This is a genomic window from Phytohabitans rumicis (genome assembly GCF_011764445.1).
Taxonomy (GTDB): Bacteria; Actinomycetota; Actinomycetes; order Mycobacteriales; family Micromonosporaceae; genus Phytohabitans; species Phytohabitans rumicis.
In genome coordinates, this window is the sequence record NZ_BLPG01000001.1 from 8703744 (window position 1) to 8728868 (window position 25125).

Sequence of the window (25125 nt, forward strand, 5' to 3'; positions counted from 1 at the left end):
GCGAGCATACCGGTCACGCGGTTGCGCTCAGTGTCCGAAGGGAGACACCGGCCAGCGCCTGGACCTCCCGCGACAGGTGGGCCTGGTCGGCGTACCCGCTGACCGCCGCGACCGTGGCCAGCGGAGTGCCGGCGCGGGCAAGCTCCAACGCTCGTTCCATGCGCAGGATCCGGGCGAGCGTCTTCGGGCCGTACCCGAACGCGGCGAGCGACCGGCGGTGCAGCTGCCGCTCGCTCAGCCCGACCTCGTCGGCGACCGCCGCGACCGTGTTGCCGGCGCGCAGCCGGGCCACGATCGGGGCGATCGCGGGATCCGGCCCGCCGGTGGTGGCGAGGCGGTCCGCGGCGAGCGCCTCCAGGGCCCGGCCGGGGGCGGCAGCGAGCGCGTCCACGGCGGACCGTACCTCCCGGGCCGGCCACAGGGCCGCGAGCGGCACCCGGGCGTCGCGCAACTCCTGGGCCGGTATACCCAGCACCACGGGCGCCACGCCGGGCGGGAACCGCAGGCCGACGAGGTGATCGCCGGGGCGGATGGAGGCCACCTTGGCGACCGTGTCTGGGCCCGCCACGACGATCTCGCCGCGCCACCAGAGCAGATCCATGCAGCCGTCGGGCAGGACGCGCGCGTCCCGCGCCTCCGGCTCCGGGGTGCGCCGCCAGACGACTGCACCGGGGAGCCGCGACGGCCGCTCCTCGTACACACGGCGAGGCTACCCGGATCGGTTGTTGATCAGGGACCAGCTCTCCGGCACGCCGACGACACGCCAGAGCCATTCCCTGATCAACGGGGGCTGATCAACGGGGCGGCGGTCAAAGGGGGGCGAAGAGGTCTATGCCGTTGCCGTCGGGGTCGGTGATTACGGCGTAGCGCTGGCCCCAGTCGGCGTCCCAGGGCTCCTTTTCGCCCTCGTAGCCGGCGGCTTTCAGGTCGGCGTACAGCTTGTCGACCTCGGCGGGGGAGTCGCAAAGGAAGGCCAGGCCGAACCCGCCGCCCGTTCCGGGCTGAAAGTCGGGGTCGAACGAGCGGATCGTCTCCACCGTGTCGACGAGCATGCGCATGCCGCCGGGCAGGGGGCCTCGGCGTGCGGGGCGGTGTCGGCCTCGGGCGGGAACGCCAGGCCGAGCCGGCGGTAGAAGGCGAGGGAACGGCTCATGTCGGCCACGACCAGGCCGACGCAGTCAACTCGAGGTGCCATGGGCTCACGCTAGAGGCGCTGGTCACCGATGGTCTTGAAGAAATCGGACGCCATGCGCCCGGCAGAGCGGCAGGGTAGGTTGAGGTGTACCGGCAGTGTCGCCTGGTTGGCGGTGTGATGAACCGCTCTGAGGTTTCTCCCAGGTTGTCCCTCTAAGGTGCACTCCGATACATTCATCCGGGTTTAAGCCAGGTCAAACACTGCAACGGGGGATGGAAAGGGGAGTGGATATATGAGGCTCGCATACCTCGACGCCGGATCCGGCAGTCTGATCGTGCAAGCGGTGGTGGCGGGCGCGGCCGGCATGGCCGTCGCGGTGAAGCTCTACTGGCGCCGGCTCACCGGCCGCTTCCGCCGCCGTCCCGCCGACAGCGTCACCGAAACCACGGCCGCCGAGAAAGACTGACCCACATGGCCGTACGCGCCGAGCCAGCGTCCTTCCGCGACCCGGCCGGCCGGGTCTTCTATGTCGACGGCGAGGTGCTTCGCGGGCTCGGTCCCGGCGCCGCCGACGATTGGCGGGCGCTGGTCGCCACCGAATTCTTCGGCCGCTTTGTCGGTGCAGGCAAGATCTGCGAGACCGAGGAAGCCAGCCAGCGGGACGATTGGGCCCTGGTGCTCCGGCACGAGCGGATCCCGTTCGTGTCGTACCCGTACGAGTGGTCCTTCGCGATGCTGCGCGACGCCGCCCTTTTGCACCTGGAGATCCTGCGGGCGGCCCTCGACGAGGGGCTGACCACCAAGGACGGATCGGCGTACAACCTGCAGTGGCGCGGGGCCGCCCCGGTCTTCATCGACATCGGCTCGTTCGAGCCGGCGCGCGACGGCGAGCCGTGGGCCGGCTACCGGCAGTTCTGCCAGACCATGCTCTACCCGCTGATGGCGCAGGCGCACCTGGGCGTCGACTTCCAGCCGTGGCTGCGCGCCGCGGTCGACGGGATCGAGCCGGCCCAGATGCGGCGGCTGCTCGGCGGGGGGCGGCGCTTCAAGGCCGGCGTGCTCAAGCACGTCCACCTGCACGACGCGGTGCAGTCCCGCAACGCGGGGGAGAGCACCCGGGCGGTCCGCGCCGAGCTGCGGGAGGCCGGCTTCGGCGCCGAGCTGCGCAAGGCGACCGTCGGCGCCATCGACAAGCTCGTCCAGCGGCTGGACTGGCAGCCACCGGCCAGCCACTGGTCCGGCTACCAGCAGACGTGCACGTACTCCGACGAGGACCGTGCGGCCAAGGCCGCGTTCGTCGACAGTGCACTGTCCACTGTGGACGGATTGGTGCTCGACCTGGGCGCCAACGACGGCACGTACTCGCGGATCGCGGCCCGGCACGCCAAGTACGTCGTCGCCGTGGAGAGCGACGCCGCCGTCGTCGACGGCCTCTACCGCCGGCTGCGCGCCGACGGCGAGAAGCGGATCCTGCCGCTCGTCATGGACCTCGCCGACCCGTCGCCCGGCATCGGCTGGCGCGGCCGGGAGCGGGCCTCGTTCGAGCAGCGGGCCGGCCAGGCCGACGCGGTCCTCGCCCTCGCCGTGGTCCACCACCTCGCGATCGGGCGCAACGTACCGCTTCCCGAGATCGTGGACTGGCTGGCCGCCCTGGGCCGGCGGGTCGTGGTGGAGTTCGTCGAGCCGGACGACCCGATGGCGCGGCGGCTGCTGGCCAACAAGCCCGAGGGGCTCTTCGCCGACTACCGGCGGGACGCGTTCGAGAAGCTCTTCGCCGAGCGCTTCACCGTGGAACGCCGGGAGCAGCGCAGCACCAGGACGCTCTACTGTGGACTGAGTCGTGGTTGAGGAGGAGCCGCCAAGACGGGCCAAGCGGGAGCTGTTCGCCTTCCTGGAGGTCGCCGCGCTGTGCGGCCTCGCCGTCGCCCAGCCGCTGCTGGACATCACCGGCAAGAGCCCCGACTTCTTCCTCTTCTACGGCGCCAGCCGGCGCGAGGTGCTGCTGCTGGTGCTGGCGGTGACGGTGGTGCCGCCGGTGGTGCTGTGGGCCGTGGGCGCGCTGTGCGGCCTCGCCTGGGCGCCGTCCCGCCTCGCCGTGCACGCCGCCACCGTGGGCGGGCTGCTCGCGGTCCTCGCGGTCCAGGTCGGCAAAAATCTCCTTCCGGTACGCGGAGTGCCGCTCGCCCTCCTCGCGATCCTCGCCGCGGCCGGGCTGACCGCGGCGTACCTGCGGTGGCGGGCGCCCGCCCAGGTGCTGCGCCTCGCGGCGGTGGGACCGGTGGCGTTCGCGCTGCTGTTCGTGTTCGCGTCGCCGTCCTCGGCCGTGCTGCTCGCCCGCGAGGGCGGCGGCTCCGGGCCGGGCGGCAAGGCGAAGCAGGAGCACCCGCCGATCGTGGTGCTGCTGCTCGACGAGTTTCCGCTGGTGTCGCTGCTCGGCCCGGACGGCCGGATCGACGCGGCCACGTACCCCAACTTCGCCCGCCTGGCCGGCGACGCCACCTGGTACCGCAACGCCACCGGGGTCAGCGGCTGGACCCCGTACGCGGTGCCGGCGATGCTGACCGGCAAGTACCCGGCCAAGGACAACGCCGCGCCGCACTTCACCGAGCACCCGGACAACCTGTTCACGTTGCTCGACGACTCGTACGAGGAGAAGGTGCGGGAGAGCATCACGCAGCTGTGCCTGCCGAGCGTGTGCGAGCGGGAGACGCCCAAGGGCGGGCTGCCGGTGCTGCTCGGGGAGAGCGCGAAGCTGCTGCGCCAGCTCGCCTCGCCGTCGGATTCCACGCAGAAGCCGGAGGAGTCGTACCAGGAGACCACCGAGAAGGAGAGCGGTGACGACGCGCCGCCGCCCGCCTCGCCGGACTTCCGGTTCGACCGGCTCGGCGACAACCAGCCGGCCCGCTTCACCGATTTCCTGGCCGGGTTGCAGCCGGCGGCCAAGCCCACGCTGCACTTCCTGCACCTGCTGATGCCGCACGGCCCGTGGAGCTACCTGCCGTCCGGCGTCCGCTACTCCTCGCCCGACCTGCCCAACGACGACAACGGCGCGGGGAGGGCTGGGTGCGCCTGGCCCAGCAGCGGCACCTGGCGCAGGTGGCGTACACGGATCGGTTGCTCGGCGAGACGATCGCCGCGATGGAGGCGTCGAAGCTGTACGAGGACGCGCTCTTCGTGGTCACCGCGGACCACGGGGTCAGCTTCACGCCGGACGCGCAGGGGCGCGGGATGGGCGCGGTACAGAAGGCCGGCGACGAGGTGCTGTGGGTGCCGCTGTTCATCAAGGAGCCGCGCCAGGCGGCCGGCCGCGTCGACGACCGCAACTGGGAGCACGTCGACCTGCTGCCCACGGTCGCCGACCTCGCCGGCGTGACGGTGCCGTGGAAGACGGACGGCATCTCCGCCGTACGCGAGACGCGCGAACGGGTCGACAAGCGCTACCACGACGTACCCAGCAAGCCGGTGACCGTCCCCGGACCGGCCAATTTCGCGGAGGTCCTGCGCGGCTCGGCCGGGCGGCCGGCGGCGCTGGCGCAGCCCCGCGCGGACCTCATCGGCACGCCCGCGGCCGCGCTGCCGGCCGCCGGCAGCCGGACGGCGAGCGCCACCGTCTCGAACGCCGACGACTTCCGCGCCGTCGACCTCGCGTCCGGCACCATCCCCGCGCTCGTGTACGGCACGGTGCCGTCCTCGGTGCCCGCCGGCACCCTGCTGGCGGTGGCGGTCAACGGCCGGATCGCCGCGGTGACCCAGGTGGCCAAGCCGGACAAGGAAGGGCACCGTTTCGGCGCACTCATCACCGACGAGTCCGTTTTCCGCACAGGCGAGAACCAGGTGGATGTGATCCGTTTGGAGTGACGCATCCCTCAGCCAGATGCGCGCCGGGCACTGTCAAAACCGCAGGTATTACGGTTGAGTAAACGCATTGACACAGAATCTGCGGCGCCAAGCGAGGGACCACATGACCGATGTGAAGCTCGACCACCATGGCGGACAGCTGTCGATGCCCGTGCACGATGCGGTCGAGGGCGCATCGGGTATCGAGGTCGGCAAGCTGCTCAAGGAGACCGGGTACGTCACCTACGACCCGGGCTTCGTCAACACCGCCTCCTGCACCTCCGCGATCACGTACATCGACGGTGACGCGGGGATCCTGCGCTACCGCGGCTATCCGATCGGCGAGCTGGCCGAGAAGGCGTCGTTTCTCGAGGTTTCGTATCTGCTGATCTACGGCGAACTGCCGACCGCGGCGCAGTTGGCGGAATTCAGCGGCAAGATACGCATGCACACGCTGCTGCACGAGGACCTGCGCCGCTTCTTCGACGGCTTTCCGCGCGACGCGCACCCGATGCCCGTGCTGTCCTCGGCGGTCAGCGCACTGTCCACGTTCTACCAGGACGCGCTCGACCCGTTCGACGCCGACCAGGTGGAGATCTCCACGGTCCGGTTGCTGGCAAAGGTGCCCACGATCGCGTCGTACGCGTACAAGAAGTCGATCGGCCAGCCGTTCATGTACCCGGACAACGCGCTGGGCTACGTGGAGAACTTCCTGCGCATGACGTTCGCGGTGCCCGCCACGTCGTACGAGGTGGATCCGGTCGTCGCCAAGGTGCTCGACATGCTCTTCGTCCTGCACGCCGACCACGAGCAGAACTGCTCGACCTCGACCGTGCGCCTGGTCGGCTCCGCGCAGGCCAACCTCTTCGCCTCGGTCTCCGCCGGCGTGCACGCCCTCTCCGGTCCGCTGCACGGCGGCGCCAACCAGGCCGTGCTGGAGATGCTCGACAGCATCAAGGCGGACGGCGGCGACGTGCAGTCGTTCGTGCGGCGGGTCAAGGACAAGGAGCCGGGCGTCAAGCTGATGGGCTTCGGCCACCGGGTCTACAAGAACTACGACCCGCGCGCCGCGATCGTCAAGCAGGCCGCCCGCGAGGTGCTGGACCGCATGCATCAGCCGGACGAGCTGCTCGACCTGGCCATGCAGCTGGAGGAGATCGCGCTCGCGGACGACTACTTCGTGTCCCGCAAGCTCTACCCGAACGTCGACTTCTACACCGGCCTCATCTACAAGGCGATGGGCTTCCCGCCGAAGATGTTCACGGTGCTGTTCGCGCTCGGGCGGCTGCCCGGCTGGATCGCGCAGTGGCGCGAGATGATGGGCGACCCGGCCAACAAGATCGGCCGTCCGCGGCAGGTCTACACCGGTTCCGCGGAGCGCGCCTTCGTTCCCGTCGAGCAGCGGTAAACCGGATCGCCCCACCCGGTGTCCTTGATGGTCGACGAGACCGGGAGGGCCGATGGGAGACGCACGGGGTGGGGCGTTCGACGAGTTCGTCCGGAGCAGGTCGGTGCCGCTGCTGCGGGTCGCCTACCTGCTCACGGGCGATCGGCACGCGGCCGAAGACCTGCTCCAGGAGGTCCTGGAGCAGCTCTACGTGCGGTGGCGCCGGGTCCACGCCTCACCCGAGGCGTATGCCCGCAAGGCACTGGTCAACCGGGCCGCCAACCGGTGGCGGCGGCGTGCCCGCCGGCCGGAACGCGCGCTCGGTGACCTCGACCCGCCCACGCCCGACCACGCCGGTGACGTGGCGCTGCGCGAGGCGGTGATCACGGCGCTGCGCGCCGTACCGCCCCGGCAACGCGCCGCGGTGGTGCTCCGCTACCTGGAGGACCTGCCGGTCGCCGAGGTGGCCCAGGCGCTGGACTGCTCCGAGGGAGCCGTCAAGAGCCACACCTCGCGGGGGCTCGCCCGGCTCCGCGAGGAGTTGGCCGGGCTCCGGCCTCGTCGTACCCGTGACCGACGGAACTGGGAGCCCGCGATGAGCCTCACCGACACCGACATCCGTACCGTCCTGCATCGGGCGACCGACGACCTGGCCGCCCCGCCGACGCTGGTGGACGACGTCCGCCGGGGCGGGCGCCGCCGCCTGGTGCGGCGCCGCGCGTTCCTCGGCGGCGGCCTCGCCCTCGCCGCCGCGGCGTCCGCCGGGGGCGTCCTGCGCTTCTCGGGTACGCCCGGCGGCGGACTCGAGGTCGCCGGTCCGCTGCTCGACACCCCGACCCGCGGCGACCTCGCCGGTGACGCGGCCTACCTGCGAAAAGTGCGGGACGCCTGGCGGAGCCACCTGGTCGACATCGAGGTCGGGGTGCGCGGCGAGCCGAACATCCTGTGGGCCGGGACGACCCCGGTCGGCCCGGCCGCGTACATCGTCCAGCGCACCAACACCAACCCGGTGGTCGCCCAGCCCTCGGGGGAGCGCATGGTCGCCGTCGCGGCCTGGGTCGAGCCGGCCACCCGCGGGCCGAAGATCGGCACGGTCGGCACAGTCACCGACGCCAACCTGGACCTCGTCCCCCAGGCGGTGCTGCTCGGGCCGACTACGACGTGCTGGTCGTGCTCGACGGCGGGGTCCCGGTGGACTTCTCGCCGGCGCTGCGATACACGTCGGACGGGCGGGTCGAGCGCACTTACCAGCGGATCGCGTTCGTGGGCGGCGCCGCCGTACTGCGGCTCGCGTCGCAGAAGCAGAAGGTCACCATCGGGCTGGTCCGCCCGCCGGCCGACCGGAAAAACGCCGTCTTCGTGGAGAAGGCGACGGAGGTCCTGTTCCCCGGCGGCAAGGACAGGCCCGCCCCGCCGGCGTACGAGCACACCCTCCCCGGGGCCGAACAGGTGTGGGGCGCCGACCGCCAGGGCGTGGTCCGGCGGTACGTCGACGACGTCAGCGCGCTCGCCCCGTACATCGACCCGGCCGGCTACCACACGCACAACGGCTCCCCGCTGCTGACGGTCTACGGCGTCACCCCGGACGGCCGCCGCCTGCTCGTGCAGACCATCCAGTACGACGACGACCCGTCCCGCGTGATCGTGCTGCTCGCCCGCGGCGACGCGCCGTTCCAGCCGGTCGCCAGCGGCTTCGCGAACTGGAAGGCGGCCCTGCCGGTGCGCCTGGAACTGCCGGACGGGCAGGGCATCCTGGTGGCGGCCGAGGGCAAGCGCATCACCTACCGCCTGAACGGCACCCGCCACGACGCCGCCCCCAACGCCGCCCTCCTCCCCCCAGGCGCCACCAACATCACCGCCGGCTAACCCCACCCGTTCCGCGCGCCGCCCGTTCTGTGCGCCGATCAAGGGCCTCCCCGCCGATCAAGGGCATATGGTCGTGCTTTGATCTCCAAACCACGGCCGTTTGCCCTTGATCGGCGGGCTTTCCCTCGATCGGCGCCGTCGTGGTGCGGCGGGCGCCGCGCCACCGGCTAGCGCGGACCGATCACGGTGACCGGCGGGACGCTGTCGCCCGCGGGGCTGACCACGACGTACCGGTCACCCACCCGCTGCACCTCGACGTCGACGCCGCCCAGGGTGAGCGCGTTCTCGCCGGGCTTCACCCGCGCCCGCACGGTACCGTCCTGAGTGGACAGTGCTAGCAACTGCAGCTCGTAGTCCACGTAGGCCACGGCGACGACGTCGTCCCCGGCCTGGCCGAGGCTCGACACGAACCCCGGGTCGGTGTGCCACAGCCGCCGGCCGTCGGTGAGCGAGAACCCGGCGACGCCCTTGTCCTCGTTGTCGCCGGGCTTGCGCGTCGGGGCGACCAGAACGTCGCCCACCACGACCACCGGGTACCACGGCCGGGCGACCCAGTTGGTCGGGAACACGTCGAGCGCGAGGTCCCAGTCGGGCTGCTGCTGCGCGATGGTGGCCCGCCGCTTGCCCTGCTCGTCGAACGCGATGAACGCGCCGCCCGCGTCGCTGGTCCGGACCACGACCGGATCGAGCGAGAGCACCACCGTCGCCTTGTAGGCGCCGTCCTCGTCGTCGTCCTGGCTCATCCGCAGCGGCGCGCGCCAGCGCTCCTTGCCGGAGGCGGCGTCGACGAGCGCGAGCGTCATGGTGCGGTCGGGACACGCGGTCAGCAGGGCGGCGACGTCGCCGGCGGCGGTCACCGAGTACGGCAGGCAGCCCTTGGCGACCGGCAGCCGCCACCGCTGCGCGTCGCTCCGCGCGTCGACGGCGACGAAACCGGTCGGCTCCCGGATGACCGCGGTGTCCCGGGCGAGCGCGACCTCGTGGGCGTACCGGTAGTCGATGCCGCCCCCGGGGCGCGGCCGCTGCCACAGCGGCTGCCCGGTGCGGAGGTCGAGGCCGACGATCGTCGTGCACCGGTATTCCGGCCCGTACCCCACGATGCCGACGTCGCCGTCGACGGCGCGGCTCATCGTGCACAGCTCGTTGTCGGCCGGCACCTGGAAGGTCCACTCGACGTGGCCATCGGCCAGGTCGTACGCGACGACCCGGTCGTCCCGGGCCCGGATGACCGCGCCGTCGGTGAACCAGGTGCCCAGACCCTTCGCGCCGGGCGGGCGGTCGAACGCCGCGATCCACCGCACGCCCAGGCTCGGCCCGGCGGCGGCGTCGCCGGTGCCGGGATCCTCGTCGGTCAGGCCGATGACGGCGCCGATCACGGCCAAGACCACGACGATGACCACGGCCACGGCCAGGCCGGCGGGGCGCCCCTTGGCCGGCCGCCGCGGCGCCGTGCCGGCCGGTGGCTGCTCGTCGGGTACGACCAGGTCGTCGAGCAGCGGCCGGAGCGCGCCCGCGGTGCCGGCGGCGTACGCCTTGGTCACCCGCTCGTCGTACTCGTCGAGGGTGAGCCGGCCGTCGTCCAGCGCGTGCTGCAGCTCCTGCGCGGCCAGTTCCCGCTCGGCGTCGGTGAGCCGGTGCCGCCGCTTCAGCGCCAGCAGCGAATTCGCCGTCGCCCGGCTGCCGGGCGTCGGTGTCAGGTCGGTGAGCAGCTTGGCCAGGTCGCGGTCCCGGGTCGCCGCGGTGGCGGCGGCGACCCGCTTGGCGTGCTCGGCCGCGTCCAGCTGGCCGGCGGCGTGCGCGTGGTCCAGGCGCCGCACCGCGCGCGCCCGCTCGGCCGGGTTGGCCCGCTCGCCCAGGTCGATGGCGAGCTCGTCGAGCTGCCGGTACCGCTCGGCCCGCCCTACGTCGGCCCGCCGGTCGCGGTGCTCGTCGGCGCTCAGCAGGCCGTCGGTCAGGGCCGCCGCGAGCCGGTCCAGGACCGCCTGCCGGTCCGCGGCCGACACGAACAGGTCCGCGCGCGGTGTTTCCGGCGGTCCGGGTACGCCGTCCACCAGCGGCTTGAGCTCGGCGTACGTGCCGGCCGACGCGACCCCGGCGAGCCGCCGTTCGTGCTCGGCCTCGGTCAACCGGCCGTCGGTCACCGCGTCGGCGAGCCAGCGATTGACCTGCTCCCGGTCACCCTGCCGGACCCGCAACTGGTCGGCCCAGTCCCGGACCCCGAGCTGGCTGGGCAGGTCGGCGAGCAGCGCGTTGAGTTCGCCGACGGACTTGGCGTCCTGGACCGACCGGGAGCGGTTGTCGTACTCCGCCGCGTCGAGCCGGCCCTCCCGCAACGCGGTCCCGAGCACGTCGGCGGCCCGCTGCCGGTCAGCGCTCGACGCGCGCAGCATGTCCCGCCGTTCCTTTGCCGTCACGGCCGGCCATCCTAGCGCACAAGATCAATACAGGTACGCGCCGTCGACGACCGCCACCGCCGTCGAGCCCACCGGGAGGTACGTCGTGAGGCGTACCGGGCGGCCTTGTGCCACGTCGTCGGCGGTGCAGATGTGCTCCCGCGTGACCAGGAACCGCCAGCGCTCGTCCCGGGCGCAGATCCGCTGCCCGACCCGGTCGCCGTACGCCACGATCGAGGTGAACGCCGGCCACGCCTCCTGCTGGACGTCGACCACCACCGGCCGGCCGGCGGCGTGCTCGCTCAGCGCGGTCAGCACCCGGGGCAGCTCGGGCAGGTGCTCCGGGTTGCTGGCCAGCGCCGGCGACCGGCTCGCGATGCCGAGCGCGCCGACCACCACCGCCAGCACCAGCACCACCGGCCGCGCCCCCACCCCGGCCACCAGCAGCATCAGCAGGAGCAGCGGCACCGCCCGGGAGAAGTGCCCGACGTACGTCTGCTCCAAGTCGTCGACGCCGCGCACGGCGTACCCGGCGAAGAGGACCGTCGCCAGCGCGGCCATGGCCAGGCCGGCGCCGAGGAACCGGCGCGGTGGCCCGGCCGGCTGCCACCGGGCGAGCGCCGCCACCCCGCCGAAGAGGCCCACGAACAGCACCACCGCGAGCGCCGTCCGCTCCGCCCAGAAGTGCAGCACGAACCCGGCCGTGGCGCCGGCCCCGTGCAGCCCCTGCTTGCCGCCGTACCCGAAGTAGCGGCTGAACTCGCCCGGCCAGTGCAGCAGCAGGTTGATCGCGATCGGCAGCAGGAACACGCCGACCACCGCGCCGGTGGCCGCCCACGGCACCCGCTGGGTGAGGGCGGACGCCCGCCAGGCCATGAAGAGGGCCGCGCCGACCAGCACCGGCACGAAGAACAGGAACCCGGCGTGCCCGTGCACCAGCAGCCCGGCGGCGAGCGCCAGCGCCGGCAGGTGCGCGACCCGCCCGGCCGCCACCGACGCTCCGGCGGTCAGCAGCAGCAGGAACGGCGCCACGTACAGGTGCGGCATCCACGCCGACGCCAGCAGCGGCGGCTGCACCGCGAAGAAGACCAGGGCGGCCGAGCCGGACAGCGCGGTCGCCCGCCACGCGCCCGTCCAGGTGTGCAGGATGGCCAGGCTCAGCGCCACGAGTACGGCGTTGAGCGCGAGCAGCGCCAGCCACTGGCCGTTCCAGGGGCGGGCACGACGCCCAGCAGGTCGTGGAAGAACCACTCGCCGAACGCCTGCACGTAGAAGAACGCCGGCCCCGGGTGCGAGAAGCCCAGCCGGGAGTAGTTGCCGACCAGCAGCTCGAAGTGCTTGGCGTCGGCCGTGATGATCGAGTTGGCGGCGAAGTCGCCGCGTTCGTACACCGCGCCGGTGAACACCCGGTGGTTGCGGGCCAGGAGCAGCGCCAGCACCGCCGCCGCGCCCACGGCGAACACCGTGCGACTCCCGGCGGCCACGCCGGCGCGTTCCGGCGCCGTCACCACTTGCCCGCTCACCCTGCCCCCGATGTGCCGCGCGGCCGTTCGCCAGCGCGTTCGTCATCGTAAGCGAAGCGGTGGAGCCGGCCCGTCCGCGCGCCGATCAAGGACTTTCGCGCCGATCAAGGGCAAACGGCCGTGGATCGGAGATCAAAGCACGACCGTTCGCCCTTGATCGACGGGAAAGCCCTTGATCGACGGGAAAGCCCTTGATCGGCGCGGGGGTTAGCCGTCTGTCGGCCACTCGTGGACGGGGAGGTTGGCGTGCATGAGGGGATGTAGCGCTGGAGCACGGCGCGCAGCGCGTCGGCGCGCTCCAGGTTGCGCTCGTCTTCGAGGCGGTGCAGCGCGTCCACCTGCCAGGAGGCGCCGTTGCGGCCGGTCAGGCAGCGCTGCTCGATGATGCGGAGCAGGCGGTCGCGCTCGCCGGCGTCGACGCCCCACGCGTCCAGGCCGTCGTACGCCATCGGGAGCAGGCGGCGCAGCACCAGCTCGGTGACCGGCACGTAGCCCAGGCCGGGCCAGAACACCGTGGCGGTGATGCCGTGGCGGGCGCCGCTGTGGAAGTTCTCCTCGGCGGCGCTGAACGACATCTGGGACCACAGCGGACGGTCCGACTCGGCGAGCGTGCGGACGAGGCCGAAGTAGAAGGCGCCGTTCGCGATGGTGTCCACGACCGTGGGGCCGGCGGGGAGCACCCTGTTCTCCACGCGCAGGTGCGGGAGGTCGCCCACCACGTCGTACACGGGGCGGTTCCAGCGGTAGACGGTGCCGTTGTGCAGCCGCAGCTCGCTCAGTTGGGGCGTGCCGCCCTGCGCCAGGATCTGCGCCGGGTCCTCGTCGTCACACACCGGCAGCAGGGCGGGGAAGTACCGCACGTTCTCCTCGAAGAGGTCGAACACCGAGGTGATCCACCGCTCCCCGAACCACACCCGCGGGCGTACCCCTTGGGCTTTGATCTCTTCGGACCGGGTGTCGGTGGCCTGCTCGAAGAGCGGGATGCGGGTCTCCCGCCACAGCTCCCGGCCGAACAGGAACGGCGCGTTGGCGCCGAGCGCCACCTGGACGCCGGCGACGGCCTGGGCGGCGTTCCAGTACGCGGCGAAGTCTCCCGGGCTGACCTGGAGGTGGAACTGGGTGCTGGTGCAGGCCGCCTCGGGCGCCACCGTGTCGGCGGTGGCGGCGAGCCGGTCCACGCCGTCGATGCGGATCTCCAGGTCTTCCCCGCGGGCGGCGAAGATCTGCTCGTTGAGCAGGGCGTACCGCGGGTTGGCCGACAGCGACTCCAGGGTCAGGTGCTCGCGGTGCAGGGTCGGCAGGATGCCGATCATGACCATGTGCGCACCGACGGTGCGGGCCTTGTCCTCGGCGGCGTTGAGGCTGGCCCGCACATGCCGCTCGAAGTCGGCGGGGCCGTCCCCGGCCAGCCGGCGTGGCGCCACGTTGATCTCGATGTTGAACTGTCCCAGTTCGGTCTGGAAGTCCGGATCGGCGATCGCGGCCAGCGCCTCGGCGTTGCGCATCGCCGGCTCGGCCTCGTCGTCGACCAGGTTGAGCTCGATCTCCAGCCCGGTCATCGGCCGCTCGAACTCGAACTTCGACCCGCGCAGCATCTCGGCGAACACGTCCAGACACTGCCGGACCTTCTGGCGGTGCCGGGCCCGGTCCTCCCGGGTGAACTGGTGCCGCCCGACCTCGGTGCCCATGCCATTACGGTGGCACGGCGCGGGCTAGGACACTAGTACCGGTTCGCGTTCCTCGGCGGTGTCGGGCTCTCCGACCGGCTCCTCCTCGGCGGCGGGCACGGGCGCGGGGTGGGCCAGCAGCACCACGCCCCACGAGGCGGCGGTCGCGGCGGTCAGCGCCAGGGCCGCGCCCGCGGCGCCGCCGGCGAACCGCTCGCCCAGCAGCGCCATGCCGATGACGGCGGACGCCATCGGGTTGGCCAGGGTCACCGTGGCGAGCGGGGCGCCGAGCCCCGAGTCCCGGTACGCCACCTGCGCCAGCAGCAGCCCGCCGACCGCCATGACGGCCAGCGCCAGGGCGACCGGGCTGAAGAGCGCGCGCACGCCGTCTTCGGCGGCCCGCAGGGCCACGGTCTGGGTCAGCGCCGACGCGACGGCGAACGCGATCCCGGAGGCGGTCGCGTAGAGCAGGCTGCGGGCCATGGCTGCTTTCGCCAGCCGGGCGGCGACCATCAGCGCGGCCACCGTCGCGGCGGCGACCACCGCGAGCAGTCCGGCGTCGCCGGATCCCAGGGCCTCCGCGCCGGTCGCGGGAGCGACAAGCAGCAGGAGTACGACGAGACCGGCGACCGTCAGGCCCGCTCCCCGCCAGTGGCCGGTGGACACGCGCCGCCCCACCATGGCCGCGCCCATCGGCAGGGCCAGCACGAGGGTGAGCACACCCAGCGGCTGCACCAGGGACAGCGGTCCGTACGCCAGCGCGGCCACGTGCAGCCCGCCGCCGGCCGCGTTGAGTCCGACCGCGAGCCACCAGCGCGCACGCCGCAGCAGGGCCAGGACGGGTTCGTGGTCGGCTTCCGCGGCGAGGCGCTCCTGCGCCACCGCTCCGGCCGCGTACGCCGCTGCGGACGCGATCGCGAAGATCACGGCCAGCGGTAACGCACTCATGAACTGATCATTGCTCGCGTTCGGCCCCTTGGCGTCAGCCAACGGAGGGTTTGTGTGCTACGTCATGCGCGGTAGACGGCCGAGGCGACCTCATCCTCAAGAGGGAGACCTGTCCTGCATCTCCCACACGTGGTCGAGCACGTGCCAGGCGATCCGGCGGGCCGCGTACCGGGCCGGCCAGCCCTTGGGGCGCAGCGGCGCACCGTCGGACGGCTTGGCCAGCACCGCGAGGATCTCGGCGCGCAGGGCGGCGACCGCCTCGGCGTCGTCGAAGGGCGGCGGCTTCTGCTTGACGCCGATCATCCGGGCGTACCCGGCCTCGGCCTCGACCACGTGGCCCAGCATCTTGTCCCGGTCGCGACCGCCGCCGCGCGGGCCCTTGCGCAGCTCGGCCGGGGTGACGGCGGCCACCGCGTCGAGCACCGACCAGGCGGCGGTGAGCAGCTTGCCGGCGCGGGTCGCCTCGGCCGCCTGGACCGGCTCGGCGTCGCCCGCGCTGACCTGCCCGGGGATCCCGAACTCGGTCGACGCGTTGCCGGGCAGCCGTTCCCGGATCTCGAGCGTGTCCCCGGCCGACTTCGGGTACCGCACCCTGGCCTCGGCCGCCACGACGGCGTACCGGGGGACGTAGTCGGCCAGGGCCGCGAGCGCCGCCTCCTCGGTGCGCCCGGAGCGGCACCAGCCCGGCCAGTCCACCGCCCAGACGAAGACCTTCTTGGCCCCGATCTCGATGTCGACCACGGTCGCCATGCCCTTAGGGTAGGCGCGATGGAGCTTCTACCGGCGCTGGCCGGGCGGTTCGGGGACCGGGCGGACGCCGTACGGGTGGGGGAGCGGCAGGCGTCCTGGGCCCAGTTGGCCGATCTTGCCGCCGCCCGCGCCGCCCAGATCGCCGGCCAGCCCGCGCTGGTGGTCGACGCCACCGCCTCCCTGGACACCGTGGTCGCGGTGGTCGCCGGGCTGACCGTGGGCGTACCCGTGGTGCCGGTGCCGCCCGACGCGGGGCCGCTGGAGCGGTCGCACATCCTGGCGGAGGTCGCGGACGCCGCGTCGGCGCCGGACGCGGCGTTGATCCTGTTCACCAGCGGCACGACGGGCCCGCCGAAGGGCGTACTCGTGAGCCGGGAGGCCATCGCCGCGGACCTGGACGCCCTCGCGGACGCGTGGGCCTGGACCGCGGACGACGTGCTGGTGCACGGCCTGCCGCTGTACCACGTGCACGGCCTGGTCCTCGGCGTGCTCGGGGCGCTGCGCACCGGGTCCCGGCTGGTGCACACGGTGCGCCCGCAGCCGGCGGCGTACGCGGCGGCCGGCGGCACCCTGTACTTCGGCGTGCCGACGGTGTGGCACCGGATCGTCCAGGACGGGGCGGCCGCGCGGGCCCTCGCGCCCGCCCGGCTGCTGGTGTCGGGGAGCGCCGCGCTGCCGGTGCCGGTGTTCGAGGCGCTGCACCGGCTCAGCGGGCACCGGCCGGTCGAGCGGTACGGCATGACCGAGACCCTCATCACGGTCGCCGCGCGGGCGGACGGCGAGCGCCGGCCCGGGTACGTCGGCCGCCCGGTGTCCGGTGTGCGGACCCGGATCGTGGACGACGAGCTGCAGGTGCGCGGCGCCACGCTCTTCTCCGGCTACCTCAACCGGCCGGACGCCACCGCGGCGGCGTTCACGGCGGACGGCTGGTTCCGCACCGGCGACGTGGCGGCGATCGACGCCGACGGGAGCCACCGCATCGTCGGCCGGCTGTCCACCGACCTGATCAAGAGCGGCGGCTACCGCATCGGGGCCGGCGAGGTGGAGGATGCCCTGCTGTCCCACCCCGCGGTGCGGGAGGCCGCGGTGGTCGGCGTACCGCACGACGACCTGGGCCAGGAGATCGTGGCGTACGTGGTGGCCGACGGGGTGGGGGCGGACGAGCTGATCGGGTTCGTGGCCACCCAGCTGTCGGTGCACAAGCGCCCGCGCCGGGTGCGCTTCCTCGACGCCCTGCCCCGCAACGACATGGGCAAGGTGCAGAAGCAGCGGCTCTAGTCTAGGCGGGTTTCCTGGTCGCCGGGATCAGCGCGATCGCCGGCAGCAGCAGGATCGGCACGACCAGCAGCGCCCGGAGCACGCCGACGTGGTCGCCGAGCAGCCCGACCAGCGGCGGCCCCGCCAGGAACGCCGTGTACCCGATCACCGCCACCACGCTGACCCGGGCCGGCGCGTGGCGCTCGTCGTCGGCGGCGGCGCTCATCCCGACCGGGAAGCCGAGCGACGCGCCGAGACCCCACAGCGCGACGCCGGCCAGCGCCAGGAGCCACGCGCCGGCGAGCACGGCCGTCGCCGCCCCGGCCGAGGCGAGCAGCATCGTGGCCGCCAGCACCCGCACCCGGCCCCAGCGGTCCAGGGCCACCGTGCCGGCGGTCCGCCCCACCGTCATCGCCGCCACGAACACCCCGAAGCTCAGCGCCCCGGCCGCCTGGCTCACCCCGTGCCCGTCCACGAACGCGACCGCGAGCCAGTCGTTGGCCGTACCCTCGGTGAACGCCATCACCAGCACCAGCAGTCCGATGAGGACGGTGCGCGGCTCCCGCCAGGCCGCGAGGACGCCGCCGCCCTTCCCGGCGGCCTCCGGCTCCGCCGCCGGCAGGAATTCGCGGGTCGCGGCCACCGTTCCGGCGCCCATCACCGCGGCGACCACCAGCAGGTGTACGGCGATCGGCACGCCCACCCGTGCGGCGGCCGCCCCGAGGCCCGCGCCGACCACGGTGCCGAGGCTCCAGGCGGCGTGGAAGCGCGGCATGATGGTCCGCCCGAGCCGGCGCTCGACGGCGGCGGCCTCGACGTTCATGGCGACCTCGCAGGTGCCGGAGCCGTAGCCGAGGGCGAACAGGCCGGCGGCGACCAGCGGGACGTTCTGCAGGACACCCGCCCCCAACCCGACGAGGGCCAGCCCGCCGGCCCCGACGACGGCGGCGCCGGCGACGGTACGGGCGGCGCCGACCCGGTGCGCGACCGCGCCCGCCGTGGGCAGCGACAGCACCGCCCCGGCGGAGATCGCGAGCAGCAGCACGCCGAGTTCGCCCGCGGTGAGCCCGAGTGCGTCGCGGGCGGCCGGGACCCGGGCGAACCAGCTCGCCAGCGACAGGCCGTTGAGCCCGAAGACGAGGGCGACCGCCGTACGGGCAGAGTTGGTTTGGGTCAGCGTCGCCGTCACGGTCTTGATCACACCCGCGGGAGCGCTCTCACATCAACGGTTGGGGTGCATGATGTGTGTCATGCCTCCCACGCTGGATGACGTCGCCCGGGCCGCGGGCGTCTCCCGGTCCACCGCGTCGCGCGTCCTCGCCGGGTACGGGCCGGCCTCGCCCACCACCCGCGACCGGGTCCACGCCGCCGCGACCCGGCTCGGCTACGCACCCAACCCGGCCGCCCGCGCGCTCGTGACCGGCGCCGGGTTCCGGCTGGTCGTGGCGGTCACCGGGATGGACCCGCACGTCCTGGACGACCCGTACGTCGACCGCGTCGTCCGCGCCGCCGCCGAGGTGGGAGCCGCCCAAGGCGTCGGCGTCTCGTTGCAGTGGCTGCCCGCCGACGCGCCCGGCCCGGCGCTGGCCCGGCTCGCGGCCGACCGGGGCGTGCACGGCGTACTCGTCCTCAACACCACCGAGTCGGTGCTGGCCGCCGTGCCGGACGGGCTGGCCGGGCGGGTCGCCTCGATCGGCATCGGCTCTCCGACCGTGCCGGCGTTCGACATCGACAACGGCGGCGCGACCACCACCATGATCCATCACCTGTACGCCTCCGGCCGCCGCCGCATCGCCATGGTGTCCGGCCCGCAGTGGATGCCGTGCACGCGGCGCCCCGTCGACGCGTACCGCACCGCCGTACGGGAGCTTGCCCTGCCGGTGCGCATGGTGCCCGGCGACTTCACCTACGCGGGCGGCGAGGCCGCGATGTCCACGGTGCTGGAGCAGTGGCCCGACACCGACGCGCTCTTCGCCACCAGCGACGCGATGGCGCTGGGCGCACTGGCGGTGCTCCGCGTACGCGGCGTGGACGTGCCCGGCGACATCGCGGTGGCCGGCTTCGACGACATCCCGTTCGCGTCGTACAGCGTGCCCGCCCTCACCACGGCCACCCACCCGGTGGAGCGCATCGCGGCAGCCGCCGTCACGGCCATCCTGACCGGCACCCGAGCCCCCGCGGCCACCTCCTACCCCTCCCACCTCCTCCTCCGCGAAAGCGCCTAACCCCGCCTCTCTCTTGCGCCTCTTTTGCCCCTCTTTTGCACCTCTTTTTTGCACCTCTTTTTGCGTCGATCAAGGGCGAACGGTCGTGCTTTGATCTCTTTTCCACGACCGTTTGCCCTTGATCGGCGCGGAAATCCTTGATCGGCGGGGTGGGCGGCTCGGCGGGCGGCGGGGCGGCGCTGGGCCGGCGAGTCCCAAAAGGGGACCCTTGTTGGGCGCTCCGGCGTGAGTGGGGCTCCCCTGTACCCGCTATGTCGTGAGTGGGGGCGCCCTCAAGGCCGGGTAGTTAAGGATTCCTGGGCGCTGTCAAGCCGCGCGGCTGATCGCTTGCCCAGCGTTGGAGCCGACGCCAGCCTGCGGTGATCATGAAGTTAGCGGCAGGGAAAAGGGCTCTCCCCGGGCGTCAACTTCATGATCACCGCAGGAGCCGGGTCACACCGTCCGGGTGATCGGGAACGGCGCGGTCACCTGACCCTGATGACACCCCCCTTGTCACCGGACAGCGCACAACAGGGGCGCCCTCCATGGCCGCAACATCAGGGGGCCGGTGCGGACGTCAAGGCCGCGACGACGAGGCGGGGTAGATCTAGACGAGTTATGGCTGACATCGAGCCCTAACTCGTCTAGATCCACCGCCAGCTTCGACCTGGCTAAGGGTGGGCCGGGCCCGCACCCGGATGTATCCGACACAACCGGCCACTGGATCCCGGTCCACCCACCGGGCCGGTCATGTGATCGACGGCAGGGCCGACCTACGCCGCGACCGTGGCGAGCAGTTGCCCCTGGGCGGGCAACTTCTCGACACAGTCGCCAAAGTCGAGGGCGATGGCCGCGTCACATCAGCGCTTCACATGGACCTGATTCCCTTAACTACCCGGCCTTTGGGGGCGCCCCACTCACGCCCGATTCCCCAGGAGGGACCCCTACTCACGGGTCACACGTTGCATCGGCCCGGCCCTATTCGCCGGCGTCCGCCGCCACGTGGGCAACCTCCCTGCGTCCCCACCGCGCCGATCAAGGACTTCGCCGTCGATCAAGGGCAAACGGTCGTGGAAAGAGATCGAACCATGGCCATATGCCCTTGATCGGCGGGGAGGCCCTTGATCGACGCGTCGGCGTGTCGGCGGGGAGAGGCGGTGGGGAGGGCGGGGCTACGTGGTCAGGGTGCAGGCGGCCACTGTGCCGAAGACGAGGAGGCCGATGGCGGCCTGGGCCAGGAGGGCGGGGCCGAGGTGGGACCACAGGTTCGGCGGGTGCGGGGTAAGCAGTTGGGCGGTGGTCAGGTTGACGATCCGCTCCACCCGGGGGGCCAGTTCGGGGTCCTTCTGGCGACGCACGGTGATCTGGACGTGGTCGGACGGCTCCAGGGCGCTCTGCGGCAGGTGACCGTGGATCTCCATCTCGCACAGCACGCCGTCGGTAGCCCTGATGCGCAGCGGCGTCACCAGGTACTCGGGGCCCTTGCGCAGCTCCTTCCAGCTGCGCCGGGAGCCGCCGCCGCTGCCGGCCCGCAGCACCGAGACGACGAGCCTCCCGATGATCCGCGCGACGCTCGCCGCGGCGAGCACGGCGACCAGGACGGGCTGGCCCACTTTGACCTCGCGGGGTAACCGGGTGAGAGGCGTACGACGTGCCCGGTGATGATCGGCCCCGGCCGGTGCGACACGGGTTCGGGAAAGAGTTCCCGGTCCCAGCTCATCCCATCCCCACTGATTGTTTATCGCGCAAGTACTTAGCGTATCGAGAGTTGCTCATGAACACGAGTGAGTGAATTCCTCACCCGCGGGGTACTCAGCGCCTCGCACTGACCCCAAAAGGGCTGCCGTATACCCGCGTCGGCGGGTATACGGGACCCTTTCTCGGAATTCACGCCCCAAGGGGCTGCCCTTTTGAGTCGAGGCGGGGCGAGGCCGGGGGAGGTGAGTTGAGGACGCGTTTGTAGAGGGACAGGTAGTGGGTCGCCATTACCGACGGGGTGAAGCGCGCCGCCGCCTCCTTCGCGCACTCCCGTGGGTCGATCTTGTCGGCCGCGTGTAGCAGGTCGGGCAGTTCCTCCTCCGCGGAGGTGAGCAGGCCGGTACGCCCGTGCTCCACCAGCTCGGGCAGGCAGCCGCGGGCAAGCGCCACCACCGGGGTTCCGAGCGCCAGCGACTCCACCACGAACGTGCCGCCGGGCTCTTCCCACCGCAGCGGCGCCAGCATCGCGCGGGCGGTGCCGACGAGCTCGTCCCGGAACGGCGGAGCCACCGTGCCGAGCCACCGCACCCGTACGCCGTCCACGTACGGCGCCACCGAGGAACGGAAGAAGCGCACATCCGGATTGTCCGAATCAAGAACAAGCGACGAAGCCGAGTGATGAGGCCCCACCGGCCCGGCCAGCACGAGGTCGAAGCCGTACTCGTGGGCCAGCCGCGCGCCCAGGTCCTGCCCTTTGCCCGGGGTGATCCGGCCGAGGATCACCACGTGGTCGCCCTTGGCCGGCAGCGGGCGCCGGTCGGCCCCGTCGGCGAGCGGGGTGGCGAGGTGCACGTGCCCGATCGCGTGGTCCCGCAGGGCCTGTGGCGCCCGGGCGAGCTGCGCCGCGGAGACGCCGTTGACCCACACCCGGCCGCCGCCGTCGAAGGTGCCGTAGAGCTCCGGGTGCTTGCCGAGGTCCCAGTGCAGCGTGTGGAGGGCGGGCAGCCCGAGCGCGGCGACGGTGGCGAGGCCGGCCGCCTCGACGTGGTCGTGCACCAGGTCGACGTCGAGGCCCGAGCGCAGGGCCCGGACGACGCCGTGCAGGTGCGCCTGGGCGACGCCGCTCACCTGGTTGTACGGCCGTTGCAGCGCCGCGAACTGCCCGTCCTCGAAGACCGTCACCCGGCCGTCCGCGGGCAGCGTGCTGGCGCCGACCGTGGCCAGCACCACCTCCACCCCGAGCGCGCGCAGCGGCGGCACCAGGGTGGCGACGACGTTCTCGATGCCCCGTATCCGCCGGGCGGGACCGGTAGCCACGGCCCGGCGTTCATCAGCACCCTCATGATCTGACCACCGCGCGCACGCGGGCGAGCGGCGGGCGTTCGCGCACCGACACGTCGGTCACCACGACCTCACGGTCCAGCCCCGGGAGCGCCTCCGCACCGCCCCGCGACGGAACTGGGTCAGGGCCGACGTCGGCGGCCTCGCCGTGGTCACCAGGCCCTGCCGGTGCAGCCGGGACCAGGCGGTGTAGAGGATCTGCGCAGCCATCCGGCCCAGCGCCTCGGTGCTCTGGTTGCGGTGCCGCCGTTCGCCGAGGTCGACCTGGGCCAGGGCGTCCAGCCCCACCAGCTCCAGCAGGTCGATCAGCATGGCGGTCTCCACGCCGTACCCGGACACGAACGGCACCTGCTCCAAGACGGTCCGGCGGCCCGCGTACTCGCCGGCGAGCGGCTGCACGAAACCGGCCAGCTCCGGCCAGAAGAGGTTGAGCAGCGGCCGCGCCATCAGCTCGGTCACCCGGCCGCCGCCGTCCCGTTCGGCGCCCGCCGAGCCCTCCAGCGGCCGGTGGTAGAACCCCTTCACGAACGCCACTGACTGGTCGGTCAGCAGCGGGCCGAGCAGGCCGCTGACGAAGTGCGGCTGAAAGCGCCGCAGGTCGGCGTCGACGAACGCGACGACGTCCCCCTCCGCCGCCGCGAGACCGGCCCACAGCGCGTCGCCCTTGCCCTCCAGGCGGGGCAGGCCGCGGGTCATCCGGTCCTGGCAGACCACCCGGGCGCCGGCCGCCGCCGCCACTTGGGCGGTGGCGTCGCGGGACCGGGAGTCCACCACGATGATTTCGTCGACCAGGGGTACCCGGTCGACCAGGTGCCGGCGGATCGTACGGACGATCGGGCCGACGGTGTCTTCCTCGTCGCGGGCCGGGATGACCACGCTGACCGAGCTTGCCCCCTTGTCGCGGACCAGATCGCGGGGCTTCCACTGGGTCGCGGTGCGGGTCCGGTAGGCGGACCAGGCTTCCACGACAGGCGTCACCGAACGCGAATGCCACATAGGTGTAGGAATTCCCGCGAATCCGGGTACTCAATCCGGCGTGAAAAACCTCAAGAAGTGTGCGGTAGGGATCATTGGGGCCGGAAACGTCGCACGGCGGCACGCGCGGGTCCTGGCGGGCTTCGTGGACGTGCGGCTGGTCGGGGTGACGGACGTGCGGGCGGACGCGGCCCGGGACCTGGCGGACGAGCACGGCACCCGGGCGTTCCCGGACGTCGCCGGGCTCCTCGACGCCGAGCCGGACGCCGTCTACGTCTGCGTCCCGCCGTTCGCCCACGGCCCGGCCGAGGAGGCGGTGCTGGCGGCCGGGCTGCCGATGTTCGTGGAGAAGCCGCTCGCCGCCGACCTCGCCACCGCCGAGCGGATCGCGCCGCTCGCCGCGGACGTCGTCACCGCGGTCGGCCACCACTGGCGCTACCTGGCCGCCGTCGACCGCGCCCGCCACCTGCTCAAGGACCGGCCGGTGCGGCTCGTCGTGGGCGCCTGGCTCGACACGGTGCCGCCGGCGGCCTGGTGGACCCGCCGAGCCACCTCCGGCGGCCCGGTGGTCGAGCAGGCCGCCCACGTCCTCGACCTCGCCCGCGTGCTAGCCGGCGAGGTGCGCCAGGTCCGCGCCACCGCCGGCGAGCTGTTAGCAAGGGTCCCCTCCTATGCAAAAAGCGATAACAGGGGGCCCTTCCTTGCAGACGTCGACGCGGCCAGCGCGGCTACGCTCAGCTTTGAGGGCGGTGCGGTCGGGTCGCTCACCACGGCCTGCGTCCTTGGCTGGAAGCATCGCGCGGGCATCGAGGTGTACGCCGAAGGGCTTGCCCTGTCGATCGACGAGAACCATCTGGTGGTGCGGGACGGTGCGGGCGAGGAGCGCATGCCCGCCGACGTCGGGGCCGCCCACCGCGCCGTGGACCGGGCGTTTGTCGACGCGGTGCTCGGCGTCGGCGACGACGTCCGCTGCCCGTACGGCGAGGCGCTGCGCACCCATCGGCTCGCCTGTGCGATCGCGGAGGCGGCCGCCACCGGGGAGGCCGTCGATGTCTGCGGACACTGAGGATCGAGTTGTCGTCGTGAGTGGACCGGGCACAGTGGAGGTCCAGCGAGTCAAGCGGGAACCCGTGCGGGACGGCACCTTCCGGGTCAACACGCTCTACAGTGGAGTTTCGGCCGGGACGGAACTGAGCTACGTCAAGGGCACGAACCCGTACCTGTCGGCGTCGTGGGACGCGGCCCTCGGACTCTTCCGCCCCGGCGAGCCGTCCACTGTGTACCCGGTGACCCGGCTCGGCTACATGGAGGTGGGCCGGGTCGCCGAGAGCGCCACCCCGGCCGTGCGCGAGGGCGCCGTGGTCGCGATGGCGTACGGCCACCGCACCGGCTATCTCGCCGACCCGCTGACCGACCGGTTCGTGCCGCTGCCGCCGGACCTGGACCCGATCCTCGGCGTGTACGTCGCGCACGCCGGGCCGATCTGCGCCAACGGACTGCTGCACGCGGCCGCCGACCTCTACGGCCCGGGGGTGCGGGACCTCGGCGACGGCATCCGGGGACGGCGTGTCGCGGTCGTCGGTGCCGGCCTGGTCGGGCTACTGACCGCGCTGTTCGCCTCTCGCCACGGGGCGCAGGAGGTCGTCGTACTCGATGAGACGTCGCGGCGGCGAGCGGTCGCGGAGGCCCTCGGTCTGGCGGCGCTCAACCCGGCCGGCGGCGACCCGGCGGTCGCGCTGAAGACCCGGTGGCGGGCCGGGCCCGGCGCGGACGTGGTCTTTCAGTGCCGCGGCCGGGCGGCGGCGCTGCACCTGGCGCTGCGGCTGCCGCGGCCGCAAGGGACGGTGATCGATCTGGCCTTCTACCAGGGCGGGGCGGACGCGGTGCGGCTGGGGAGGAGTTCCACCACAACGGGCTGGCGGTGCGGTGCGCGCAGATCGGCCGGGTGCCGCGCGGGCTGTCGGCGGCGTGGGACCGGGACCGGCTGTCGGCGGAGACGGTCGCGCTGCTGCGCGAGCGCGGCGCGGCGATCCGGCGGCATCTGGTCTCCGCGGTGGTGCCGTTCGACGAGGCGCCGGGCCTGCTCACCGACCTTGCCGCGCGGCGCCGCCAGGAGGTGTCGACGATCTTGGAGGGTTGAATAG

At 72.9% G+C, this 25125-nt stretch carries 18 protein-coding genes and 4 pseudogenes; 10 read left to right on the top strand and 12 right to left on the bottom strand.

Annotation, left to right across the window (positions count from 1 at the left end; translation table 11 throughout):
* Nucleotides 1–13: 13 nt before the first annotated feature.
* Together Prum_RS39490 and Prum_RS39495 are read right to left on the bottom strand one after the other, a co-directional pair.
* A complete protein-coding gene (locus tag Prum_RS39490; protein WP_173082005.1) occupies nucleotides 14–700 on the bottom strand; it encodes a helix-turn-helix transcriptional regulator in 687 nt (228 codons plus the stop codon).
* A 109-nt stretch (nucleotides 701–809) separates the two neighbouring features.
* Nucleotides 810–1195: pseudogene (locus tag Prum_RS39495) on the bottom strand (VOC family protein).
* Between the two features lie 232 nt (nucleotides 1196–1427).
* Between Prum_RS39495 and Prum_RS39500 the strand changes: the two are divergent.
* The 6 genes from Prum_RS39500 to Prum_RS39525 all read left to right on the top strand — a co-directional run bounded on the left by Prum_RS39500 (nucleotide 1428) and on the right by Prum_RS39525 (nucleotide 8225).
* A complete protein-coding gene (locus tag Prum_RS39500) occupies nucleotides 1428–1601 on the top strand; it encodes a hypothetical protein (protein WP_173082006.1) in 174 nt (57 codons plus the stop codon).
* A gap of 5 nt (nucleotides 1602–1606) precedes the next feature.
* Complete coding sequence (locus tag Prum_RS39505) at nucleotides 1607–2983, top strand: class I SAM-dependent methyltransferase (protein WP_308785410.1); 1377 nt, start codon at nucleotides 1607–1609, stop codon at nucleotides 2981–2983.
* A 1248-nt stretch (nucleotides 2984–4231) separates the two neighbouring features.
* Nucleotides 4232–4993, top strand: coding sequence for a sulfatase-like hydrolase/transferase (locus Prum_RS52750; protein WP_371871332.1), 762 nt, complete (start codon nucleotides 4232–4234; stop codon nucleotides 4991–4993).
* A gap of 103 nt (nucleotides 4994–5096) precedes the next feature.
* Nucleotides 5097–6380 (top strand): citrate synthase, encoded by a 1284-nt coding sequence (locus Prum_RS39515; RefSeq protein WP_173082016.1) that lies wholly within the window; start codon nucleotides 5097–5099, stop codon nucleotides 6378–6380.
* A gap of 52 nt (nucleotides 6381–6432) precedes the next feature.
* Nucleotides 6433–7923 (top strand): SigE family RNA polymerase sigma factor, encoded by a 1491-nt coding sequence (locus Prum_RS48920; protein ID WP_178132683.1) that lies wholly within the window; start codon nucleotides 6433–6435, stop codon nucleotides 7921–7923.
* Nucleotides 7833–8225: a hypothetical protein gene (locus Prum_RS39525; protein WP_173082018.1), complete on the top strand. Its 393-nt coding sequence runs from the start codon at nucleotides 7833–7835 to the stop codon at nucleotides 8223–8225. Before Prum_RS48920 ends, Prum_RS39525 begins: the two co-directional genes overlap by 91 nt.
* 167 nt (nucleotides 8226–8392) lie before the next feature.
* Here Prum_RS39525 and Prum_RS48925 read toward each other — a convergent pair whose 3' ends face one another.
* From Prum_RS48925 to Prum_RS39565, 6 genes and pseudogenes are all read right to left on the bottom strand, one after another.
* On the bottom strand, nucleotides 8393–10639 hold the full coding sequence (locus Prum_RS48925; RefSeq protein WP_178132684.1) for a DUF1707 domain-containing protein: 2247 nt from the start codon (nucleotides 10637–10639) through the stop codon (nucleotides 8393–8395).
* 24 nt (nucleotides 10640–10663) lie between these two features.
* Nucleotides 10664–11869 carry a hypothetical protein gene (locus Prum_RS39545; protein WP_173082020.1) on the bottom strand — a complete coding sequence of 402 codons (1206 nt, stop codon included), beginning with the start codon at nucleotides 11867–11869 and terminating at the stop codon, nucleotides 10664–10666.
* Complete coding sequence (locus Prum_RS39550) at nucleotides 11776–12141, bottom strand: hypothetical protein (RefSeq protein ID WP_173082022.1); 366 nt, start codon at nucleotides 12139–12141, stop codon at nucleotides 11776–11778. Before Prum_RS39550 ends, Prum_RS39545 begins: the two co-directional genes overlap by 94 nt.
* A gap of 207 nt (nucleotides 12142–12348) precedes the next feature.
* A pseudogene (locus Prum_RS39555) lies at nucleotides 12349–13829 on the bottom strand (glutamate-cysteine ligase family protein).
* A gap of 24 nt (nucleotides 13830–13853) precedes the next feature.
* Nucleotides 13854–14756, bottom strand: a complete 903-nt coding sequence (locus Prum_RS39560) for a DMT family transporter (protein WP_173082024.1) — start codon at nucleotides 14754–14756, stop codon at nucleotides 13854–13856.
* Nucleotides 14757–14852: 96 nt separating this feature from the next.
* Nucleotides 14853–15506 (bottom strand): DinB family protein, encoded by a 654-nt coding sequence (locus Prum_RS39565; protein ID WP_173082026.1) that lies wholly within the window; start codon nucleotides 15504–15506, stop codon nucleotides 14853–14855.
* 18 nt (nucleotides 15507–15524) lie between these two features.
* Between Prum_RS39565 and Prum_RS39570 the strand changes: the two genes are divergently transcribed.
* Entirely contained in the window at nucleotides 15525–16784 is a 1260-nt protein-coding gene (locus Prum_RS39570; protein WP_173082028.1) for an AMP-binding protein, read from the top strand.
* A gap of 1 nt (nucleotide 16785) precedes the next feature.
* Here the strand turns inward: Prum_RS39570 and Prum_RS39575 are convergent, their stop codons facing one another.
* Entirely contained in the window at nucleotides 16786–17952 is a 1167-nt protein-coding gene (locus Prum_RS39575; RefSeq protein WP_246278409.1) for an MFS transporter, read from the bottom strand.
* Between the two features lie 61 nt (nucleotides 17953–18013).
* Here Prum_RS39575 and Prum_RS39580 point away from each other — a divergent pair, with 61 nt between their 5' ends.
* Nucleotides 18014–18988, top strand: a complete 975-nt coding sequence (locus Prum_RS39580; RefSeq protein ID WP_246278410.1) for a LacI family DNA-binding transcriptional regulator — start codon at nucleotides 18014–18016, stop codon at nucleotides 18986–18988.
* Between the two features lie 1151 nt (nucleotides 18989–20139).
* Here the strand turns inward: Prum_RS39580 and Prum_RS39585 are convergent.
* The 3 genes and pseudogenes from Prum_RS39585 to Prum_RS39595 form a co-directional block, all read right to left on the bottom strand.
* A pseudogene (locus tag Prum_RS39585) lies at nucleotides 20140–20687 on the bottom strand (hypothetical protein).
* A 167-nt stretch (nucleotides 20688–20854) separates the two neighbouring features.
* Nucleotides 20855–21982 (bottom strand): glycosyltransferase, encoded by a 1128-nt coding sequence (locus Prum_RS39590; RefSeq protein ID WP_246278411.1) that lies wholly within the window; start codon nucleotides 21980–21982, stop codon nucleotides 20855–20857.
* 22 nt (nucleotides 21983–22004) lie between these two features.
* Nucleotides 22005–23002, bottom strand: a pseudogene (locus Prum_RS39595) (glucosyl-3-phosphoglycerate synthase).
* 40 nt (nucleotides 23003–23042) lie between these two features.
* On the opposite strand from Prum_RS39595, the gene Prum_RS39600 reads away from it, so the two are divergent.
* Both Prum_RS39600 and Prum_RS39605 read left to right on the top strand, forming a co-directional pair.
* Nucleotides 23043–24047, top strand: coding sequence for a Gfo/Idh/MocA family protein (locus Prum_RS39600; protein ID WP_173082034.1), 1005 nt, complete (start codon nucleotides 23043–23045; stop codon nucleotides 24045–24047).
* The gene (locus tag Prum_RS39605; RefSeq protein ID WP_246278412.1) at nucleotides 24031–25125 is read left to right on the top strand and encodes a zinc-binding dehydrogenase; all 1095 of its coding nucleotides are present in this window, start codon (nucleotides 24031–24033) and stop codon (nucleotides 25123–25125) included. Before Prum_RS39600 ends, Prum_RS39605 begins: the two co-directional genes overlap by 17 nt.

Coding starts and splice junctions, on each gene's coding strand:
- Prum_RS39500 (WP_173082006.1), top strand. CDS start 1,428: ATGAGGCTCGCATACCTCGACGCCGGATCCGGCAGTCTGATCGTGCAA.
- Prum_RS39505 (WP_308785410.1), top strand. CDS start 1,607: ATGGCCGTACGCGCCGAGCCAGCGTCCTTCCGCGACCCGGCCGGCCGG.
- Prum_RS39515 (WP_173082016.1), top strand. CDS start 5,097: ATGACCGATGTGAAGCTCGACCACCATGGCGGACAGCTGTCGATGCCC.
- Prum_RS48920 (WP_178132683.1), top strand. CDS start 6,433: ATGGGAGACGCACGGGGTGGGGCGTTCGACGAGTTCGTCCGGAGCAGG.
- Prum_RS39560 (WP_173082024.1), bottom strand. CDS start 14,756: ATGAGTGCGTTACCGCTGGCCGTGATCTTCGCGATCGCGTCCGCAGCG.
- Prum_RS39565 (WP_173082026.1), bottom strand. CDS start 15,506: ATGGCGACCGTGGTCGACATCGAGATCGGGGCCAAGAAGGTCTTCGTC.
- Prum_RS39570 (WP_173082028.1), top strand. CDS start 15,525: ATGGAGCTTCTACCGGCGCTGGCCGGGCGGTTCGGGGACCGGGCGGAC.
- Prum_RS39580 (WP_246278410.1), top strand. CDS start 18,014: ATGCCTCCCACGCTGGATGACGTCGCCCGGGCCGCGGGCGTCTCCCGG.
- Prum_RS39605 (WP_246278412.1), top strand. CDS start 24,031: ATGTCTGCGGACACTGAGGATCGAGTTGTCGTCGTGAGTGGACCGGGC.